This window comes from Oenococcus kitaharae DSM 17330, from assembly GCF_000241055.1.
Lineage (GTDB): Bacteria > Bacillota > Bacilli > Lactobacillales > Lactobacillaceae > Oenococcus > Oenococcus kitaharae.
In genome coordinates, this window is the sequence record NZ_CM001398.1 from 1,707,382 (window position 1) to 1,725,719 (window position 18,338).

The 18,338-nt window shown below is 44.1% G+C and carries 12 protein-coding genes, 1 tRNA gene and 3 rRNA genes; 1 reads left to right on the top strand and 15 read right to left on the bottom strand.

Going from position 1 to position 18,338, the window contains the following annotated elements:
• Positions 1-21: 21 nt before the first annotated feature.
• Genes OKIT_RS09840 through atpB form a run of 9 tightly spaced genes read right to left on the bottom strand, consistent with a single transcriptional unit; the run spans position 22 to position 6,829 of the window.
• Positions 22-381, bottom strand: coding sequence for a DUF1146 domain-containing protein (locus OKIT_RS09840; RefSeq protein WP_338417516.1), 360 nt, complete (start codon positions 379-381; stop codon positions 22-24).
• Positions 296-724, bottom strand: coding sequence for a F0F1 ATP synthase subunit epsilon (locus OKIT_RS08645; RefSeq protein WP_007747079.1), 429 nt, complete (start codon positions 722-724; stop codon positions 296-298). The genes OKIT_RS09840 and OKIT_RS08645 overlap by 86 nt, the downstream gene beginning before the upstream one ends.
• A 3-nt stretch (positions 725-727) precedes the next feature.
• Positions 728-2,260 carry a F0F1 ATP synthase subunit beta gene (atpD, locus tag OKIT_RS08650; RefSeq protein WP_007747081.1) on the bottom strand — a complete coding sequence of 511 codons (1,533 nt, stop codon included), beginning with the start codon at positions 2,258-2,260 and terminating at the stop codon, positions 728-730.
• Positions 2,261-2,278: 18 nt separating this feature from the next.
• Positions 2,279-3,190, bottom strand: coding sequence for an ATP synthase F1 subunit gamma (gene atpG, locus OKIT_RS08655; protein WP_007747083.1), 912 nt, complete (start codon positions 3,188-3,190; stop codon positions 2,279-2,281).
• On the bottom strand, positions 3,190-4,752 hold the full coding sequence (atpA, locus tag OKIT_RS08660) for a F0F1 ATP synthase subunit alpha (RefSeq protein ID WP_007747086.1): 1,563 nt from the start codon (positions 4,750-4,752) through the stop codon (positions 3,190-3,192). The genes atpG and atpA overlap by 1 nt, the downstream gene beginning before the upstream one ends.
• Positions 4,753-5,307, bottom strand: coding sequence for an ATP synthase F1 subunit delta (gene atpH, locus OKIT_RS08665; protein ID WP_007747088.1), 555 nt, complete (start codon positions 5,305-5,307; stop codon positions 4,753-4,755).
• Positions 5,307-5,837 carry a F0F1 ATP synthase subunit B gene (gene atpF / locus OKIT_RS08670; protein WP_007747090.1) on the bottom strand — a complete coding sequence of 177 codons (531 nt, stop codon included), beginning with the start codon at positions 5,835-5,837 and terminating at the stop codon, positions 5,307-5,309. Before atpF ends, atpH begins: the two co-directional genes overlap by 1 nt.
• A 23-nt stretch (positions 5,838-5,860) precedes the next feature.
• Positions 5,861-6,073: a F0F1 ATP synthase subunit C gene (atpE, locus tag OKIT_RS08675; protein ID WP_007747092.1), complete on the bottom strand. Its 213-nt coding sequence runs from the start codon at positions 6,071-6,073 to the stop codon at positions 5,861-5,863.
• Positions 6,074-6,103: 30 nt separating this feature from the next.
• The gene (atpB, locus tag OKIT_RS08680) at positions 6,104-6,829 is read right to left on the bottom strand and encodes a F0F1 ATP synthase subunit A (RefSeq protein ID WP_007747094.1); all 726 of its coding nucleotides are present in this window, start codon (positions 6,827-6,829) and stop codon (positions 6,104-6,106) included.
• Positions 6,830-6,958: 129 nt separating this feature from the next.
• Between atpB and OKIT_RS08685 the strand changes: the two genes are divergently transcribed.
• Positions 6,959-7,825 (top strand): NAD(P)H-hydrate dehydratase, encoded by an 867-nt coding sequence (locus OKIT_RS08685; protein WP_007747096.1) that lies wholly within the window; start codon positions 6,959-6,961, stop codon positions 7,823-7,825.
• On the opposite strand, the gene OKIT_RS08690 is transcribed toward OKIT_RS08685, so the two are convergent.
• From OKIT_RS08690 to rpoC, 6 genes are all read right to left on the bottom strand, one after another.
• Complete coding sequence (locus tag OKIT_RS08690; RefSeq protein ID WP_007747099.1) at positions 7,797-9,098, bottom strand: D-serine ammonia-lyase; 1,302 nt, start codon at positions 9,096-9,098, stop codon at positions 7,797-7,799. The two genes, OKIT_RS08685 and OKIT_RS08690, sit on opposite strands and share 29 nt — an antisense overlap.
• Positions 9,099-9,234: 136 nt before the next feature.
• Positions 9,235-9,351: ribosomal RNA gene (rrf, locus tag OKIT_RS08695) — 5S ribosomal RNA — on the bottom strand.
• A gap of 73 nt (positions 9,352-9,424) precedes the next feature.
• Positions 9,425-12,312: ribosomal RNA gene (locus OKIT_RS08700) — 23S ribosomal RNA — on the bottom strand.
• A 212-nt stretch (positions 12,313-12,524) separates the two neighbouring features.
• Positions 12,525-12,597: transfer RNA gene (locus OKIT_RS08705), tRNA-Ala, on the bottom strand.
• Between the two features lie 95 nt (positions 12,598-12,692).
• Positions 12,693-14,258, bottom strand: a 16S ribosomal RNA gene (locus tag OKIT_RS08710).
• Together the 16S, 23S and 5S rRNA genes with 1 tRNA gene alongside form the textbook arrangement of a ribosomal RNA operon.
• A gap of 405 nt (positions 14,259-14,663) precedes the next feature.
• Positions 14,664-18,335 (bottom strand): DNA-directed RNA polymerase subunit beta', encoded by a 3,672-nt coding sequence (gene rpoC, locus OKIT_RS08715; RefSeq protein ID WP_007747102.1) that lies wholly within the window; start codon positions 18,333-18,335, stop codon positions 14,664-14,666.
• Positions 18,336-18,338 lie beyond the last annotated feature (3 nt).

The window sequence follows — 18,338 nt, forward strand, 5'->3', positions numbered from 1 at the left end:
ATTATAACACGGCAATTTTTCCTACCGTTGAAAACTTTGGCTAAAACTAATTATCAAATTCCCCATTGTTAAGAAAAAATTAGCAACAAAATATCCAATAACAATTGCCAAAAAAGCCCTCAAAATAAGTATTTGCCGTCTAGCACTATGCAATACAATTTTCTCGAATTCAACATTTTGCAGGCTCCAAAACGAAATGTAGACACAAACCAGGGTAAACATAAATTGAAATAAACTCTGCATGCTTTTGATTGTATACAAAAAAGACACATAAACTGTGTCTTTTAAGAAATTATTATCGAACTTTAGAAGCATTGATACGATTAATTGCTCTGGCCAGTGCAACACGCGCACGCGCACTTTCATCCGTTGTTTGTGCATTCCTGGCACGAATTTTAGCTCGTTCCTCGGCCGCCTGAGCTCGACTGACATCAATATCTTTTGCATTTTCCGCTGAATCCGCCACAACGGTCAACGTATTATTAGAAAATTCAGCAAAACCACCGTTAACCGTATACAGATCCTCATCTTTCCCACGATGAATGCGCATCTGCGAAATCTTCAGCGCGACGACAATTGGAATATGGTTTGCCATGATCCCAATCTCGCCCTCAAGCGTATCAAGCACCGCCAAACTCACATCGGATTGATTATAGACCGTCCCATCAGGGGTTACGATACTCGCCGTCAGCTGATTTTCATTTGTCGAAAGATTCTCTGCCATAGTTTAGCTCTTCATCGACTTTGCTTTTTCAATTGCTTGATCAATTGTGCCCACATTTCTGAAGGCTTCTTCTGGCAAATCATCATGTTTGCCCTCTAGAATCTCCTTAAAACCACGGACCGTCTCAGCTACGGGCACATATTGACCGGGAACACCGGTAAACTGCTCAGCAACTGAGAAAGGCTGGCTCAAGAAGAATTGAATACGGCGAGCACGATTAACGATTGTCTTCTCTTCGTCTGATAACTCATCCATTCCTAAAATAGAAATGATGTCCTGTAGTTCCTTGTATCGCTGCAAAACATGCTGTACCTGCATGGCAACTTCATAATGTTCATTACCAACAATTTCAGGGGTCAGAGCACTTGAAGTTGATTCCAAAGGATCGACAGCTGGATAAATGCCCTGTTGTGTCAGAGATCTCTCCAAGTTAGTCGTTGCATCCAAATGAGCGAAAGTCGTGGCAGGAGCAGGGTCAGTGTAGTCATCGGCTGGCACATAGACAGCTTGAATAGATGTAACAGAACCCTTCTTAGTGGAAGTAATTCTTTCTTGCAGTTGGCCCATTTCCGTTGCTAAAGTTGGTTGATAACCAACGGCTGAAGGGATACGCCCCAACAAAGCTGAAACTTCAGAACCCGCTTGAGTAAAGCGGAAGATGTTATCAATGAATAGCAAAACATCTTTACCTTCTTGATCACGAAAATCTTCAGCCATGGTCAAACCAGTCAAAGCCACACGCATACGTGCTCCAGGCGGCTCATTCATTTGTCCATACACCATGGCGGTATTTTTCAGAACGCCGCTTGCTTTCATTTCATAATACATGTCATTTCCTTCACGGGTACGTTCACCGACACCTGTGAAAACGGAAATACCATTATGGCCTTGCGCGATGTTATGAATCAACTCCTGAATCAGCACTGTCTTACCAACACCAGCGCCACCAAAGAGCCCAGTCTTGCCACCACGAAGATAAGGCTCCAATAAATCAATAACCTTAATCCCTGTTTCAAGAACCTCTGCCGAAGTTGTTAACTCATCAAATTTAGGCGCTGAACGGTGAATTGGATGGCGTGGTACGCTAGCATCAATCGGGTCACCTTCATCCACTGGTTCGCCAAGAACATTAAAAACACGTCCCAAAGTTTTGTCGCCGACTGGTACTTCGATTGGTGCACCAGTATCGGATACTTTCATACCACGGGTCAAACCGTCGGTCGAATCCATGGCGATCGTCCGAACAACATTATCACCAAGATCGATAGATACTTCGATTGTCAGCTCTGTGTCATCAGTCTTCTGCACTTTTAAGGCATTGTTAATATCAGGAAGTTTCGCATCATCTGGAAACTGCACATCAACAATCGGGCCGATAATTTGAATAATCGTACCTACAGCTAATTTCTTCTCATTCGAAACAGACGCCGTACTGTCAGTTGTTTTTGAAACTGGATCATTTGCAGACTCAGTATTCTTAACAGCACTAGCAGCTTTGTCAGTTTTAGCTTTCGCTGTTGTTTTCTTTTCTGCCATCTATTTCTCCTTTCTGTTCTATTGTAGAGCAGCCATACCACCAGTGATCTCGGTAATCTCAGTGGTAATCGCTGCTTGTCGTGCTCGATTATATTTCAATCCAAGGGTAGAAATCAAATCTTTTGCATTATCTGTTGCTGTTTGCATTGCATTAGCCGAAGCGGCATGCTCAGCTGTTTTAGAGTCAAGCACGGCACCGTACAGTAATGATTGTGCAAATTGAGGCAGTACCGCTTTCAGTAGAGTCTCAGGTGCTGGTTCAAAATCATAATCCCTGGCTCTACTTTTATACTTATCCGCCGATAAGTTGCCTTCAGAGTCCCGTTTAAAATTTTCCGCTCTGATTGGCAGCACGAATTGGTCCACAACTTGATTCCGAAGGCGGTTTATAAAGTGATTATACACAATCTCGAGCGCATCAAACTTATGAGCTGAATATTGTTTTGTAATCTCTTTTACTAAGGGTGAGACTTCCCAGAACTTTGGAACATCGGTAATATCACGGTCCTCAAAGGCAATGGTAAAACCTTTTTTGGCATAATAATCAGATCCCTTGCCACCGACAGCGAAAACGACCGTATTTTTTGTAGTCAATTTCTGATCAGCCATAATTTGGTCAGCCTGTTTTAAGACCTGGTTATTATAGCCGCCAACTAATCCACGATCCGACGTGATGACCAATAGAGCTGTATTTTTAACAGGTCTTTGCGTGATAAACGGAATCGTACCTTCGGCCTGAGAATCCAGCAAATGAGTTGCAGCCAAATGCGCAACAATTGCCTCAACGTGGTTTGCATAATCAAGATAACCAGAAGTATGCTTTTGGATTTGGCTCAGTTTACTCGAACTGACCATTTGCATCGCACTCGTAATTTGACTGGTTTTCTTTGTCGAGTCAATACGTCTGCGGATATCTTGAAGGCCAGCCATTATTCAGCAGCTCCTTGTTTTTCAGCAGGCGCATTGTAGTCGCTTGGCTCAACAGATTTAGCAAAATGCTTCTTGAAATCTTCGATTGCAGCATTAATATCCTTTTCAGCTGGCAAATTACCAGTCTTTTTAATGGCATCGAATAATTTAGAATAAGTCTTGTTATTGCCAACGAATTCGACAAATTCTTTTTGGAATCTTTGAATGTCGGTAACATCAATATCATCCAAATATCCATGAGTCAGGGCATATAATACCAAAACCTGTTGCTCAACCGGCATCGGCTGATGCAGAGGCTGATTCAATACTTCAACTGTGCGTCGCCCACGAGCAAGCTTGGCCTGTGTCGGCGCATCAAGATCAGAACCGAACTGCGCAAAGGCCTCTAGTTCATGATATGATGCCAAATCCAAACGCAAAGTACCAGAAACTTTTTTCATCGCCTTAATCTGAGCATCCCCGCCAACACGAGACACCGAAGTCCCGGCATCAATCGCTGGACGATTACCTGCATAAAACTGATCTGCGTCCAAAAAGATCTGGCCATCAGTAATTGAAATAACATTCGTCGGGATATAAGCTGAAACATCTCCAGCTTGTGTTTCAATAATCGGTAAAGCAGTCATTGATCCGCCGCCTAATTCATCACTCAATTTGGCTGCACGTTCCAATAGGCGGCTATGAAGATAGAACACATCTCCAGGATAAGCTTCACGTCCTGGCGGCCTTCTCAATATCAGAGAAAGCTCACGATAAGCCGTCGCCTGCTTGGACAAGTCATCATACACAATCAAGACATTCTTGCCGTTATACATGAAGTATTCGCCAATAGCTGCGCCAACATAAGGTGCTAAATAAAGCATAGGCGCAGGTTCCGAAGGACCAGCTGAGACAACAATTGTATAATCCAACGCGCCCATGGCACGTAATGTTTCAACCTGAGTTCGAACAGTGGAGTCTTTTTGTCCAATCGCGACATAGACAACAATCATGTCCTGTCCTTTTTGATTCAAGATCGTATCAATAGCTAGTGATGTCTTACCGGTCTTACGGTCTCCGATAATCAATTCTCGTTGTCCACGACCAATCGGTACCAAGGCATCGATAACTTTAATACCAGTTTGGAGAGGTTCAGAAACGGACTTTCTTTGCATAACTCCTGGTGCTTTAAACTCAACCGGGCGTGTATGCGTTGTCTTAATTGCACCATTACCGTCAATTGATTCTCCCAAGGAATTAACAACTCGGCCAATCAGCTCATCGCCAACAGGCACTTCCATGACTCTGCCGGTACGCTTAACCGTATCGCCTTGACTAATACCATCAAAATCTCCGAGCACAATAATACCAACTTCGGATTCTTCAAGGTTTTGAGCCATACCATAGACACCATTTTCAAATTGAACCAACTCGCCTGACATTGCGTTAGCTAAACCACTAGCACGCGCAACACCATCACCGACATAGGTGACGGTTCCGACTTCATCAATTTTTAAAGTAGCATCGTATTTTTCCAACTGCTGCTTAATTAAAGAACTAATTTGATCTGATTTAATTGCCATTTATTGCTCCTTTCCAGCAGCTGCTTTAATTTGATTATTTAACTGCGTTAACTTATTTTTTATTGATCCATCAATTGTTTTTGATCCAGCTGTTAGGATAACGCCACCAATAATGGCAGGATCGATGATATTCTTAATTTCGACGTGTTCGTAATTAAACTTAGTTTGTGCGATCCTGCTCAGTTTGTCGACCTGAGACTTCGTCAGCGCGACGGCTGTCGTAGCCAAGACCAAAGATTGATTTTCAGAAACATTGACCAGCTTTTCTAGCTGGTTAACAATTTCCTCTAACAATGAGAAATGGCGATTATCAGCTAACGTTTCTAATAAATTTTGAGTGACATGGGAAGTACCCTTGCTAAGAGTTTTAATAAAGACTTCCTGCTGGGCATTCGGCACCGAAACATCATCCAAAGTTGGCGCTAATTTCTTATTCTGTTCAAAAACCAATTCAATTGTCTGTAATTCAGAAAGAACCTTTGCTGTCTGATCTTTGGAAACCTCGTACAAAGCTTGTGCATAATTGCTGACAATCCTGTTTTCGTTGAAAGCCATTAGACCTTCTCCTTGACCGATGTCGGATTATCTTGCTTCTCCAAATCTGAAATAAAATCATCGATGAGCGCTTTATGATCCTTGGCTGAAATTTCTTTACCAATAATCTTAGAAGCAATTGAAACAGACAAATCAGCAATCTGATCCTTAGCCGACTCTAGAGCGGCTGTTTTAATCTGCCGTGCATCAACTTGAGCTTGTCGATTAATCGAATCAGCATGAGCCTGAGCCAGATCAGCAACTTTCTTGCCTTGCGTTTCAGCAGATTTGCGAGTGCTTTCCATCAATTCGGTTGCCTGTGCTTGGCTTTCCTTTAAATTTTGGTCTGCAATCTTTTGAAGTTTCTCCGCTTCACTTCTAGACTTGGCAGCGGAATCCAAATCATCACTGATCCGGTTGGCTCTTTCGTCCATAATCTTTGTAACCGGCCCCCAGGCCAGCTTCTTCAAACCATACATGAGCAAGATGAATGTGAGCAACACATAAACTGCTGAACCACCTGGTATTTGAATTGCAATCGTTGTGAGCATACTACCCATCCTTTCTTACTTTTTTATGCATTGATCAATAGGAATGACATCGCAATAACGATGATTGGCATGGCTTCAACCAAAGCCATTGAAATAAACATGTTCGTACGTAAAGTACCTTCTAGTTCAGGCTGGCGTGCGATAGATTCAATCAGTTTAGCCATTAATAGGCCATTTCCAATACCACCACCAATGGCTGATCCCAATAATGCAATACCTGCAGCAATATAATTCATTAATTTTCTCCTCTTTCTTAAATTAAACTATCATTCTTTTGTAATCATCTGCGAGATATAAACACTTGTCAAAGTCGCGAAAACAAAGGCCTGAATTGCACCAATCAAAAGACTGAATGCTTGCCAAACCAACTCGAGTGGAATGGACAAAATGAAGCTAACTGGCGAATTAAAAGTATTATTTGGTAAGGCGAAGCCTGCAATTAAATTAAGCAGAATTTCCCCAGCAAATATATTACCGTAAATTCGTAAACCTAACGTCAACAAGTTTGTAATCTGATCAATAATTTTAACCGGAAACAAAGCCGCGGTCGGTGCCAAGAAAGTATTTTTTAAATATCCGACAAAACCGAACTTCATAACTCCGGCAAAATGAGCGACCATCAAACTCATTAAAGCCAACGTCAACGTGATCAAAGGAATCGAAGTCGGGCTCCTGACCTGCATCGAATCATTGCCAAATTCAAGAAATAGGCCTAATTGATTTGATACAAATACAAAGAGAAACAGTGCAAAAATGTAGAGCCTATATGTTGATCCGCTTCGATCCGGTAGTTGATTCTTAACGATGCCGTTAGTGAAATCAATAATCCATTCCAGTAAATTTTGCCGTTTACCAGGCCGAATACTCAACCTTCTAGAAAGAAAAATTCCAAGTGCCAGAACTATGACAAAAGCCGTCGAAGTTGAAATAATCGTCGTCCAATCAAATGTCAAGCCTAGGAATTGGAAGGTCTTCAGTGTACCACTGGGCATACCCCATCACCTCTTTTCCATAAACCACATTGTAACGCTTTTGTTTTTAAAAACGATCAAAATTGATATATGTAAACGCTTAACGCCAAAATTGTTATGTTTTTCTCTTTATGTTACTCTTTGATCGAAATGCAAAAAAAAATCCTAAAATCTGACATATTAAAAGAAGTTATCAAAGAACGTCCATCACATTCTAACAAGACTAATTACGGCCGTATTCTGTTGATTTGTGGGAGTAAACCATTCGGTGGTGCTGCGATTATGGCAACTAAATCAGTGGTAAATACCGGCGCTGGTTTAGTTACTCTTGCTTCTGACCCGATTAACCGCACCGCAATGCTATCCACTATTCCTGAAGCTATGTTTGCTGATTATTATGATCGGAAAAATTTGTCGAACATGACCAAAAAAGCCGACGTCATTTTGATCGGCTCAGGCTTGGAAGATTCAGATTTTTCAGAGGAACTCATACAAGAAACCTTCAGTATTTTAACAGCGAATCAATTTTTAGTCATCGATGGCACAGCACTATCAATGATCGGTAAACGGCATCTTCGTATACCACAGAAGCCGACAAGTGTTCTGACGCCGCACCAAGGAGAATGGGAACGTATGACAGGGCTAAAGGTGTCAGAGCAGACCGCTGATGCCAATTTTTTGGAGATGCAAAAAATTGGAGCAGACTACCTAATTTTAAAAAGCAATGCAAGTGAGATCTACGCCCAAAAAAATCCTGACCAATATAATCAGCTCACGATTGGTGGTCCCTTTCAAGCTGTCGGAGGAATGGGAGACACGCTAGCCGGTATCGTTGCCGGATTTCTTGGGCAGTTTCGACACGACCCCTTTTTGACCATTCAAGCGGCTGCTTATTTACATAGTTGGATTGCAAAACAATTAAGCAAACAAAACTATATTGCCTTGCCCACACGCATTTCCGATCAGATCCCGTCAGCTATGAGACAAATCACGCTTGCCAGCGAGCAAAATAATTGAGTGCATTTCTTTCATATTGATCCATCGTTGCTCGAGGAACCATTGAACCACCAGTAGACCAGATCATATGTGTCGCTTGCGATGGGATAGTCTTGATCTTCTGAGAGGCTAATAACCCACGTATACCAACAACCGCAGAAGGTTCAGCCTCAATATTTTCTAATTTTTTCAACATGCCTTGGAAAGCAAACATGTGCTCATCAGAAACAGTTGCAATTCCAAATAACTTATTCCGCATATATTTGCCAGCAATAAGAGAAGGACGTCCAACTGCTAATCCATCAGCTGCAGTTTTGCCATCAATGCCTACATCGTAAACTGAAATATCATGGTTAAGTCCGCTGGCCATACCAAGCAAAACCGAAGGCATATGTGTCGGTTCTACAAAAATAGGTAAAACGCTATCACCAAATTGAATCTTTAGGCCGAAAGCAACACCGCTTGGCGAGCCACCAACACCAGCAGGCAAATACACGACCAAGGGTTTCTCTTTTGATACCTCGATGCCTAAATCAGAAATTTGTTGTTTAACTCGTTCACCCGCTGTTGCATAACCAGCAAATAAAATTTTTGATCCTTCGTCATCAACGAAATAGCTATGATCATCTTTCTCGGATGCAGCCCTGGCCATAGTCACTGAATTTGAAAAATTATCGTTATAAATGACGACTTCCACACCATTTTGCCGAAGTTTATTGATCTTCCATTGAGTGGCGTCATGCGACATATGTACGCGTGCCTTGAATCCTAACGTACTTGCCATTAAACCGACGCTAAGACCCAGGTTCCCAGTGCTAGCTACTTCAATTTTCCATTGTCCAAAAATTTTTTTAAATCGGTCTTGAGCTAAATCCCGATAATCATCAGTGTCAGGATTAAAGCCGTTTTGCGCAGCTAATTTTTCTGCAAAGACCAGTACTTCGTAAATTCCCCCGCGGCTCTTAATTGACCCACTGACAGGCATTAAATCATCTCTCTTAATCAAAACACGACCAGGAATAGACAAATATTCTTTAATATTTTGTATTTCTTGTATAGGCGACTCAATAATTCCCTTGCTAACTTTTGTTTCTGGAAAGACAGTTTCCAAATAAGGGGCAAATCGTTCAAGCAAGCGATTTGCCCGAAATACCGTTTCCTTATTAACCTCACTAGTAGATAATGAATTTTTACCGTAATCTGGGTTGAGCCAGAAGGTTTCCTGATAATCACACAGCTTTTTCAATAAACCTTCATCCATGTTTAATTTAATATGTGATAAAATTTCAGCCATCTCGTTACTCCTTGTTCACTCTCAAAAAGTATACCTATCTCACCTTTTTATTTCTCCTCTTTTGTCAGCCTTGCTGACAAGGAGGCGGGAAAAAAGGCAAAAGCAGACACAAAAAAACACCCTCTCGGGTGCTTTGGCATCGCAKCGACCTAATCTTGCAACAGGCGTTCCTGTAACTACTTTGGGCCCTGGCAAGCTTAACGACTGTGTTCGGAATGGGAACAGGTGTGGCCTTGCCGGAATCAACACGACACTCAGTACTTGCGCACTGATAACCGAATAGTAATTTATCTCTGTTAAAAAAGCAATTGAACCAAACCACTTACTTGGTTAAGTCCTCGACCTATTAGTACTAGTCCGCTCCGCACATCGCTGCACTTCCACTTCTAGCCTATCTACCTGATCGTCTCTCAGGGGTCTTACTTCAAAGAATGGGAAATCTCATCTCGAGGTTAGTTTCTCACTTAGATGCTTTCAGCGATTATCTAATCCATACGTAGCTACCCAGCAGTGCTCTTGGCAGAACAACTGGTACACCAGAGGTATGTCCATCCCGGTCCTCTCGTACTAAGGACAGATCCTCTCAAATTTCCTGCGCCCACGACGGATAGGGACCGAACTGTCTCACGACGTTCTGAACCCAGCTCGCGTACCGCTTTAATGGGCGAACAGCCCAACCCTTGGGACCGACTACAGCCCCAGGATGCGATGAGCCGACATCGAGGTGCCAAACCTCCCCGTCGATGTGGACTCTTGGGGGAGATGAGCCTGTTATCCCCGGGGTAGCTTTTGTCCGTTGAGCGATGGCCCTTCCATACGGAACCACCGGATCACTAAGTCCTACTTTCGTACCTGCTCGACTTGTCAGTCTCACAGTCAAGCTTGCTTATGCCTTTACACGCTACGAATGATTTCCAACCATTCTGAGCAAACCTTTGAGCGCCTCCGTTATCTTTTAGGAGGCGACCGCCCCAGTCAAACTGCCTGCCAGACACTGTCTTCGATCAGGATAACTGATCAGAGTTAGAACGTTCATACAACAAGGGTAGTATCTCAAGGGTGACTCAATCGAAACTAGCGTTCCGACGTCAAAGTCTCCTACCTATCCTGCACATGCAGCACAAACATTCAATATCAAGCTACAGTAAAGCTCCACGGGGTCTTTCCGTCCTGTCGCGGGTACCCAGCATCTTCACTGGAATTTAAATTTCACCGAGTCTATTGTTGAGACAGCGCCCAAATCATTACACCTTTCATGCGGGTCGGAACTTACCCGACAAGGAATTTCGCTACCTTAGGACCGTTATAGTTACGGCCGCCGTTCACTGGGGCTTCAATTCAGACCTTCGCCGAAGCTAAGTCCTCCTTTTAACCTTCCAGCACTGGGCAGGTGTCAGCCCCTATACTTCATCTTACGATTTTGCAGAAACCTGTGTTTTTGATAAACAGTTGTTTGGGCCTATTCGCTGCGGCTGATATAAAATCAGCAGTCCTTCTTCCGAAGTTACGGACTCATTTTGCAGAGTTCCTTAACAATAGTTCACTCGCTCACCTTAGTGTTCTCCACTCGAGTACCTGTGTCGGTTTGCGGTACGGGCAATATTTTCTTCCTACGAAACTTTTTTCAGCAGCGTGAACTCACACAATTTCCAAGTAAACTTGGTACCTTCACAGCTTATCCTCAGTACAAAAGCATTTGACTCTCATACAGACTAACTGCTTAAAACCACAATCCAATCGTGGCCTGTGTTATCCTTCTGCGTCCTTCCTTCGGCAATTCAATATTGGTACAGGAATATCAACCTGTTGGCCATCGACTACGCTTTTCAGCCTCGCCTTAGGTCCCGACTAACCCCCCGCGGACGAGCCTTCCGGGGGAAACCTTACTCATTCGGTGGATAGGATTCTCACCTATCTTTCGCTACTCATACCGGAATTCTCACTAGTTAACGCTCCACATGTCCTCACGATCATGCTTCATCGCCTTAACTACGCTATCCTACCATGCTTACGCATCCACAGTTTCGGTAATATGCTTAGCCCCGGTACATTATCCGCGCAAGAGCACTCGACTAGTGAGCTATTACGCACTCTTTAAAGGGTGGCTGCTTCTGAGCCAACCTCCTAGTTGTCTATGCACCTTCACAACGTTTTCCACTTAGCATATATTTAGGGACCTTAACTGGTGATCTGGGCTGTTCCCCTTTTGACGATGGATCTTATCACTCACCGTCTGACTCCTGCACATACTTATCTGGCATTCGGAGTTTATCTGATTTTGGTAACCCTTGAAGGGCCCCTAGACCAAATAGTGCTCTACCTCCAGTAAGCTCATTGCAAGGCTACACCTAAATGTATTTCGGATAGAACCAGCTATCTCCGAGTTCGATTGGAATTTCACCGCTATCCACAGTTCATCGAAGGGTTTTTTAACACCCACTCGTTCGGTCCTCCAGTAGGTATTACCCCACCTTCAACCTGACCATGGATAGGTCACTCGGTTTCGGGTCTACAACTACGTACTGATTCGCCCTATTCAGACTCGCTTTCGCTACGGCTCCGGTCTTTGCACCTTAACCTTGCACGCAATCGTAMCTCTCCGGTTCATTCTACAAAMAGMACGCTCTCAGCCATTAACGGCCTCGAACTTCTTGTAAGCACACGGTTTCAAGAACTATTTCACTCCCCTTCCGGGGTTCTTTTCACCTTTCCCTCACGGTACTTGTCCACTATCGGTCACTAGTTAGTATTTAGCCTTGGGAGATGGTCCTCCCAGATTCCGACCCAATTTCACGTGCTGGGCCGTACTCAGGATCCTGATTAGAGAGCTACAGATTTCGCCTACAGGACTATCACCTGCTATGGTGCAGTTTCCCAACTGCTTCGGCTATCTGCAGCCTTTGTAACTCAACATCAGTCCTACAACCCCTGGATGCAAGCATCCAGGTTTGGGCTCTTCCGCGTTCGCTCGCCGCTACTGACGGAATCGAAATTTCTTTATTTTCCTGCTGCTAATGAGATGTTTCAGTTCACAGCGTTTTGCTTCAAATAACCTATGAATTCAGTTAAATGATGATCATTAAGACCAGGTTGCCCCATTCGGAAATCCTCGGGTAAGCTTACTTACAGCTAACCGAGGCATATCGTAGTTAGTCACGTCCTTCATCGCCTTCTAGTGCCAAGGTATCCACCATGCGCCCTTATTAACTTAACCTGGAATCTTTCGATTCGCGATTAACCAATAAAAATTATGAGATCTGTCTCCAGATTTTATTAGCGGTCATTTTAAAAATGACATTTTTATCGAAGTGAATTTCTCGGTTCAATTTACCTCGTGTCGATGTCGATAGACACGAGGATTTTAATTAACAAGAAATTAAATTACTATTCAGTTATCAATGTACAATTGACGGCTAAAGCCGCCAATGGAGAATATCGGGTTCGAACCGATGACCCCCTGCTTGCAAAGCAGGTGCTCTCCCAGCTGAGCTAATTCCCCAGTTGCTTAGTTTCAGGGCGGCGCTCTGAAAACCGAACAGAACTCAAACAAATAAATCTGATATCTAAATCAGTGTAGTTTCCGATTATCCTTAGAAAGGAGGTGATCCAGCCGCAGGTTCTCCTACGGCTACCTTGTTACGACTTAATCCCAGTCATCGATCTTACCTTAGGCACCGGCCTCTAAAAGTTAGCCAAGCGACTTTGGGTACTTCCGACTCCCATGATTTGACGGGCGGTGTGTACAAGACCCGGGAACGTATTCACCGCGACATGCTGATTCGCGATTACTAGCGATTCCGCCTTCGTGGAGTCGAGTTGCAGACTCCAGTCCGAACTGAGAGAAGTTTTAAGAGATTAGCTTGCCGTCACCGGTTCGCAACTCGTTGTACTTCCCATTGTAGCACGTGTGTTGCCCAGGCCATAAGGGGCATGATGATCTGACGTCGTCCCCACCTTCCTCCGGTTTATCACCGGCAGTCTCATTAGAGTGCCCAACTGAATGCTGGCAACTAATAACAAGGGTTGCGCTCGTTGCGGGACTTAACCCAACATCTCACGACACGAGCTGACGACGACCATGCACCACCTGTATCCAATGTTCCGAAGAAAAGCTTTCATTACAAAAGCGGTCACTGGTATGTCAAGGCCTGGTAAGGTTTTTCGCGTATCTTCGAATTAAACCACATGCTCCACCGCTTGTGCGGGTCCCCGTCAATTCCTTTAAGTTTTAGCCTTGCGGCCGTACTCCTCAGGCGGGGTGCTTAATGCGTTAGCTACGTCACTAGGAGGCGGAAACCTCTTAACAACTAGCACCCATCGTTTACGGTATGGACTACCGGGGTATCTAATCCCGTTTGCTACCCATACTTTCGAGCCTCAACGTCAGTTACGATCTAGCAAGCCGCCTTCGCCACTGGTGTTCTTCCACATATCTACGCATTTCACCGCTACACATGGAGTTCCACTTGCCTCTATCGCACTCAAGTAAACCAGTTTCCAATGCAGTTCCGGAGTTAGGCTCCGGGATTTCACATCAGACTTAATCAACCGTCTGCGCTCGCTTTACGCCCAATAAATCCGGATAACGCTCGGGACATACGTATTACCGCGGCTGCTGGCACGTATTTAGCCATCCCTTTCTGGTAAGGTACCGTCAAGCCGGAAACTTTCTCTGAATCCGGTCATTCTTCCCTTACAACAGTGCTTTACGACCCGAAAGCCTTCATCACACACGCGGCGTCGCTCCGTCACACTTTCGTGCATTGCGGAAAATTCCCTACTGCAGCCTCCCGTAGGAGTTTGGGCAGTGTCTCAGTCCCAATGTGGCCGGCCAGTCTCTCAACTCGGCTACGCATCATGGCCTTGGTAGGCCATTACCCTACCAACTAGCTAATACGCCGCAAGACCATCCTTTAGCGATCCAAAAGGACCTTTTAAACTAAGAACATGAGTTCAAAGTTGTTACGCGGTATTAGCATCTGTTTCCAAATGTTATCCCCCACTAAAGGGCAGGTTTCTTACGTGTTACTCACCCGTTCGCCACTCTAGTCATTGTCAGCCGTCACTCCGAAGAGATCAGGTTAACGGCTAGCGTACGACTTGCATGTATTAGGCACGCCGCCAGCGTTCATCCTGAGCCAGGATCAAACTCTCATTTTAAAAGTTTGAACTTAGCGTTCACATGAATTACTGACTGTTTGTTTTACCAAACGTTAAATAATTTATTGTTGTTACTTACGAATTGACTTCGCAAATTAATTAATTTTGTTTGTTCTTACATAGTAAGAACAAAACCCTACACAATTTGTTTGTCTTTGTTCTGTTCAGTTTTCAAAGTGCTGCGTCACTTACAAAAGCAACTTTTATATCATGCCAGAGAATCAAACGAATGTCAAGCTTTTTTTCAATCAATCTTGATCGTTTCAAGCAGCCAAACGCTCACTCCCGAGCTGACTTAAATATCTTACAACCCCTGCACGCGAAGGTCAAGGGAATTCTTCAAAAAAATAAAAAACCCGCTTTTCAGCGAGTCAAAAGGCTGAAAAACGGGGGGGGTGGAGAGTGTTATTTGGCAGGGGCTTTTTTATCAAAATTCTTCTGGAGTTCATCAAGAGTCGGGATTTTCTCTAAAGGTTCCACTGGTGCAGCCACCACTTCGTCTTTAATATGACGATATGCGGCAACACCGGTTCCTGCAGGGATAACCTTACCAATGATGACATTTTCCTTCAAACCTACTAGAGGATCATTTTTGCCACGGATAGCAGCATCTGTCAGGACACGTGTAGTCTCCTGGAATGATGCGGCCGACAAGAAGGAATTAGTTTCCAAAGATGCCTTGGTAATACCAAGCAAAACTGGACGAGAAGTTGCGGCCGTTTGGCCAGATAAGATTGCTTTACTATTGGCACGACGGAAATCGGCAATATCAAGCAATTCTCCTGGGAGCAAATCTGTCTGGCCTGGATCCATGACCCGGACCTTTCTGAGCATCTGCCGAACCATAACCTCGACATGTTTGTCAGCAATACCAACACCTTGCATACGATAAACTTTTTGGACTTCGGCTAACATATAGTTTTCAGTCTTCAAAGCACTAGAAACCTTGATTAATTCCTTAGGATCCAAAGGTCCTTCATTGATCGCTTCAGAACGGTGAATTTCATCACCTTCAGCAACGCGCAGACGAGCAGAGATTGGCAGCACATATTGACGTGTATCAGTCTCTCCTTCAATCGTAATCGTCTTGCTGCGATCAGCAGGGTTCTCTTCAATACTAGTGACTTTTCCAGTTACTTCAGAAATTTCAGCACGTCCTTTTGGATTACGGGCCTCAAAAATTTCTTGGACACGAGGAAGACCTTGCGTAATATCTTCAGACATGGCAACACCACCAGTATGGAATGTACGCATAGTCAATTGAGTACCGGGTTCGCCAATAGATTGAGCAGCAACAGTACCCACAGCTTCACCAACTTCGACGATGTCGCCAGTGGCCATGTTGCGGCCGTAACATTTGACACAGACACCATGTTCCGTACGGCATGTAAAGATGGAACGAATAGTAACTGTTTGAACACCAGCATCAATAATTTTGTTGGCGACGGCTTCATCGATCATCTCGTTTTTATCAACGATGACTTCACCAGTCTTTTCGTCAATAACGGCCTTCATTGCATAACGACCCAGAATTCGGTCGTACAGTGGCTCAATTACTTCATTGCCATCCATGATCGCCGAGACATCCAAGCCACGGTCCGTGCCGCAGTCTTCCTCACGAACAATCACTTCTTGAGCAACATCAACCAAACGACGTGTCAGATAACCAGAGTTAGCAGTCTTCAAAGCTGTATCAGTCATTCCTTTACGAGCACCATGAGTTGAAATAAACATTTCCAAAACAGAGAGACCCTCACGGAAGTTAGCTGTAACAGGAAGTTCAATAACTTTACCGTTTGGTGCGGCCATTAAGCCACGCATACCAGCAAGCTGCACGAAGTTAGAAATGTTACCACGGGCACCAGAATCACTCATCATAAAGATTGGGTTCTTCTTATCGAAAGATGCGATCAGCATAGATTTGATCTTATCCTGCGCATCTGACCAAGTCTGTGTCACTTGAATATAACGTTCATCATCAGTTAACAAACCGCGACGGAACTGTTTTGTAATGGCAGCTACTTTCTCGTGAGCTTCTTTAATAACCTGGGCTTTCTGAGGCAGTTCTGTAACATCTGACATCGCAACTGTCAGGCCGGAACGTGTCGAAATGTCATAACCCAAGTCCTTCATATCATCCAGCAAAACAGATGTGCGGGTCACTTGATAACGAGCGTAAATCTGAGCAATGATATCAGACAAGAAACCAGACTTGAACGGATCATTGAGAGCTTCATTCTTCAGCCATTCGTGAATATCGGTACCAGGTTCGAGGAAGAAACGATCATCAATAGCATCAAAGTTTGCAGCTTTTGGTTCATTAACAAACGGAAAATCTTTCGGCAGAATTTCATTAAAAAGGACTTTACCAACAGAGGTTACCATGATTCTAGAACGTTGCTGATCAGAGAAAGGTTTGTCCGGGCCAAAACTCGAAGTAGCAATACCTATACGTGTGTGCAATTCAACTTCGTGATTCTGTAAAGCAATCTTTACTTCATCAGATGAAGTAAAGACCATGCCTTCACCCTTGATACCGGCTTCTTCAGTCGTCAAGTAATAATTACCAATCGTCATATCTTGAGACGGAGCCACAATTGGTTTTCCATCCTTAGGTGCCAAGATATGTGAAGCAGCCAGCATCAGCAAACGTGCTTCAGCTTGTGCTTCATCGGACAAAGGCACATGAATCGCCATTTGATCGCCATCGAAATCGGCGTTATAAGCAGTTGTTACCAAAGGATGCAAACGCATCGCTTTACCAGAAACCAGGACTGGCTCAAAAGCTTGAATGCCAAGACGATGCAAAGTTGGTGCACGGTTCAACAAAACTGGATGTTCCTTAACAACTTGTTCCAAAACATCTTGAACAACATCTTCGTGCCGCTCAACCAAACGACGTGCAGAACGCAAGTTGTTTGCGCCACCATTGTCAGTGCCTAATTCAATCAAGCGATTATAGATAAAGGGCTTGAATAATTCAACAGCCATCTGGCGAGGAAGACCCATCTGGTTCATCTTCAAGAAGGGACCAACATCGATAACAGAACGGCCGGAATAATCAACACGCTTTCCTAACAAGTTCTGGCGGAAACGTCCTTGCTTGCCCTTCAGCAAATGAGAAAGCGATTTCAAAGGACGATTTCCGGGACCAGCGACTGGACGTCCGCGACGGCCATTATCAATCAAGGCATCAACAGCTTCTTGCAGCATACGTTTTTCGTTTTGCACAATAATACCAGGTGCATTCAAATCGAGCAGCCGCTTCAAACGATTGTTACGGTTAATGACACGACGGTAGAGATCATTCAAGTCAGAAGTGGCAAAACGGCCGCCTTCCAACTGAACCATTGGGCGCAAATCTGGTGGAATAACTGGAATAACATCCAAAACCATCCATTCAGGTTTGTTGCCAGACTGCAAGAAGGCTTCAACAATGTCCAAACGACGAACTGCACGAGTCCGCTTTTGACCAGTTGCTTCCTTTAATTCAGCCTTTAATTCTTTAGCCTGTTTAGCCAAATCTACTTCAGCCAACAATTCCTTGATAGCCTCAGCACCCATCTTGGCATCAAAAGCATCTGCACCGTATTGGTCAACGTACTGACGATACTCGGCTTCAGTGATCAGCTGCTTTTTCTCCAACGGTGTACTGCCAGGATTTATGACAACATAGCTAGCGAAGTAAATGATTTCTTCAAGGGAGCGCGGGCTCATATCAAGAATCAAGCCCATACGGCTAGGAATACCCTTGAAGTACCAGATGTGTGTCACTGGTGCAGCAAGTTCGATATGCCCCATACGCTCACGACGTACTTTGGAACTTGTCACTTCAACACCACAACGATCACAAACGATTCCCTTATAACGGATTCGCTTGTATTTACCACAGGCACATTCATAGTCTTTGATCGGTCCGAAAATTCTTTCGTCAAAAAGACCATCACGTTCAGCTTTTAACGTACGATAGTTAATCGTTTCCGGCTTTTTCACTTCACCATAAGACCATTCACGGATCTTAGCAGGTGAAGCGAGACCGATTTGCATAGATTCAAATTTATTAACGTCTATTGCCAAGTC